The organism is Methylopila musalis (assembly GCF_042679725.1).
Taxonomy (GTDB): domain Bacteria; phylum Pseudomonadota; class Alphaproteobacteria; order Rhizobiales; family Methylopilaceae; genus Methylopila; species Methylopila musalis.
Genome location: NZ_JBHTMX010000272.1, coordinates 1 through 2,869, shown reverse-complemented (window position 1 = coordinate 2,869; position 2,869 = coordinate 1). Strand labels below are relative to the sequence as shown.

Annotated in this window: 4 protein-coding genes; 1 reads left to right on the top strand and 3 read right to left on the bottom strand. The window is 74.2% G+C overall.

Annotated features, from left to right (window positions below; genetic code table 11):
- Positions 1–639: tyrosine-type recombinase/integrase (locus ACFQ4O_RS16510; protein ID WP_378777295.1), on the top strand; the 639-nt coding region annotated here is incomplete at its 5' end.
- A gap of 12 nt (positions 640–651) precedes the next feature.
- On the opposite strand, the gene ispG is transcribed toward ACFQ4O_RS16510, so the two are convergent.
- The 3 genes from ispG to ACFQ4O_RS16495 all read right to left on the bottom strand — a co-directional run.
- Positions 652–1,893 (bottom strand): flavodoxin-dependent (E)-4-hydroxy-3-methylbut-2-enyl-diphosphate synthase, encoded by a 1,242-nt coding sequence (ispG, locus tag ACFQ4O_RS16505; RefSeq protein ID WP_378777297.1) that lies wholly within the window; start codon positions 1,891–1,893, stop codon positions 652–654.
- A gap of 59 nt (positions 1,894–1,952) precedes the next feature.
- Positions 1,953–2,489 carry a Fur family transcriptional regulator gene (locus tag ACFQ4O_RS16500; RefSeq protein WP_378777293.1) on the bottom strand — a complete coding sequence of 179 codons (537 nt, stop codon included), beginning with the start codon at positions 2,487–2,489 and terminating at the stop codon, positions 1,953–1,955.
- A 73-nt stretch (positions 2,490–2,562) separates the two neighbouring features.
- On the bottom strand, positions 2,563–2,869 hold a 307-nt coding region (locus ACFQ4O_RS16495; protein WP_378777291.1), incomplete at its 5' end, for an NAD(P)/FAD-dependent oxidoreductase.

The window sequence follows — 2,869 nt, the reverse complement described above, 5'->3', positions numbered from 1 at the left end:
GACGAGGCCTCCGCCTTCGCCGCCGTCCGCTCGCCGAAGATTCCCCGCAGCCTGCCGAAGCCGGTGGCGCCCGCCGCCGCCCGCGCCCTCGCCGATCCCGACACCCGCACTGGCGAGGAGCGGCCGGACTGGGTGCTCGCCCGCGACGCGGCGGTGATCGCGCTGCTCTACGGCTGCGGTTTGCGCATCGCCGAGGCGCTGTCGTTGACCCGCGCCGAGGCGCCGGTCGCGGGCGTCAGCCTGATCGAGGTCACCGGCAAGGGCGGCAAGCGCCGCCAGCTTCCGGTCATCGCGGCGGTGCAGGCGGCGGTTTCCGGCTATCTCGCCCTGTGTCCGTGGCCGCTCGCGCCGGAGGGGCCGCTGTTCGTGGGCGCGAAGGGCGGGCCCCTCAATCCGCGGCTGGTGCAGCAGGCGGTGGCCCGCATGCGGGGAAGCCTCGGCCTGCCGGACAGCGCCACGCCCCACGCGCTGCGGCACTCCTTCGCCACCCATCTGCTGGCGCGGGGCGGCGACCTGCGGACCATCCAGGAGCTTCTCGGCCACGCCAGCCTGTCGACGACCCAGATTTACACCGAGGTGGACGCCGCCCGGCTCGCGGCGGTGCACGCCGCGTTCCACCCCCGCGCCCGGCTGGGGTGAGGGGCGAAAAACCTACTCGGCCGCGTCCTTGCTCCCGCCGGCGCCGAAGCGGCGGGCGACATAGTCCTCGACGATGCCCTTGAACTCCGCGACCAGGTTCGGCCCGCGCAGCGTCTTGACCTTCTTGCCGTCCACGAACACCGGCGCGGTCGGGACCTCGCCCGTGCCCGGCAGCGAGATGCCGATGTCGGCGTGCTTGGATTCGCCCGGCCCGTTCACGATGCAGCCCATCACCGCCACGTTCAGCGCCTCGGCGCCCGGATAGCGGGTCTTCCACTCCGGCATGCGCTCGACGATGTAGGTCTGGACGTCGCGGGCGAGCTCCTGGAACACGGTGGAGGTGGTGCGGCCGCAGCCGGGGCAGGCGGCCACCAGCGGCACGAAGGTGCGGAAGCCCATGGTCTGCAGGATCTCCTGCGCCACCTTCACCTCCAGCGTGCGGTCGCCGCCGGGTTCGGGCGTCAGCGAGCAGCGGATGGTGTCGCCGACGCCCTGCTGCAGCAGTACGCCGAGCGCGGCGGCGGAGGCCACGATCCCCTTGGAGCCCATGCCCGCCTCGGTCAGGCCGAGATGGAGCGCGTAGTCCGAGCGGCGGGCGATCTCCAGATAGACCGCGATCAGGTCCTGCACCGCCGAGACCTTGGCGGAGAGGATGATGCGGTTCTTCGGCAGGCCGAGCTCCTCGGCGCGGGCGGCGGAGAGCAGCACGGAGCGGATCAGCGCCTCGCGCGTCACCTCGCGGGCGTCCTTCGGCTGGGGCGCGGAGGCGTTCTCGTCCATCAGCGCGGCCAGCATCTCGCCGTCGAGCGAGCCCCAGTTGCCGCCGATGCGCACCGGTTTGTCGAGCCGGGCCGCCACCTCGATGATCTGGGCGAAATGCCGGTCGCGCTTGGCGCCGAAGCCCACATTGCCGGGGTTGATGCGGTACTTGGCCAGCGCCTCGGCGCAGGCCGGATGCTCGGTCAGCAGGGTGTGGCCGATGTAGTGGAAGTCGCCTACCAGCGGCGTCGTGATCCCGCGGGCGGCGAGCCTGTCGCGGATGTGCGGCACGGCGGCGGCCGCCTCCGCCCGGTCCACGGTGATGCGCACCAGCTCCGAGCCGGCGCGGGCGAGCGCCGCCACCTGCGCCACGTTGGCGTCCACGTCCGCGGTGTCGGTGTTGGTCATGGACTGCACCGCGACCGGCGCGCCGCCGCCGACCTGAACGCCGCCCACGTCCACGCCGCAGGAGGCGCGCCGGGCGCCGAGCGCCATGGGGCACGACGCGGGCGCGGAGACGACGGGCTCGGGCCGGCAGAGGGTTTCGGCGCTGGTCATCGGGAGAGGTCCTTGGGCGCGGCGGCCGCGCGGCAGTGGGAGCATTCGCCGGAGATCTCCACCACCTGCGAGCGGGCGCGGAACCCCGCCTCGCCGGCGAGCGCGTCGAGCGCCGCCGCGAAGGCGGAGGACGACGCCTCGCCCACCGCGCCGCAGCTCTCGCAGATCAGGAAGGCGACCGGCCCGCCGTCGCCCGGCCCGTGCTCATGGCTGCAGGCCACGAAGGCGTTGCGGCTTTCGATGCGGTGGGCGAGGCCGTGGGCCAGCAGGAAGTCCAGAGCCCGGTAGACGGTGATGGGCGCGGGGCGGCGCTCGCCCTCCCGCGCCACGCGCTCGATCACGTCATAGGCGCCGGCCGGCACATGGTCGGCGGCCAGCGCCTCCAGCACCCGGCGGCGCATGTCGGTGAGGCGCGCCCCGCGGGCGGCGCACAGCCGTTCCGCGCGCGCGATCAGCGTCGCGGCGCAGGCGCGGTGATCATGCCCTGGCGCCGCGAAGGGCGCGGCGTGATCGTGATCGTGCGAATGGGTCATCGGCGCACGCTCCATACCACGAAACCATGGACCCCGCGCGTCTCCCGCGCAGCGCCGGCGGGCGCGGCCCGCCTCACGTCAGATGGGGACGATCGCCCCACATGCGAGCGAGCCAACTCGCCGCGCCGTCACCTGCCGCGGCGCCGGTGGCGAAGCTCGCCTGCAGCAGGTAGCCGCCGGTCGGAGCCTCCCAGTCCAGCATCTCGCCCGCCACGAACACGCCCGGCCGCCCGCGCAGCATGAAGCCGTCGTCGACCTCGGACAGACGCACGCCGCCCGCGGTGGAGATGGCGCGCTCGACGCCTCTGGTCGCGGTCAGCGTCAGCGGCGCCGCCTTGATCCGCCGGGCGAGGCCCTCCGCGTCGGCGGGCGGCGGCCCG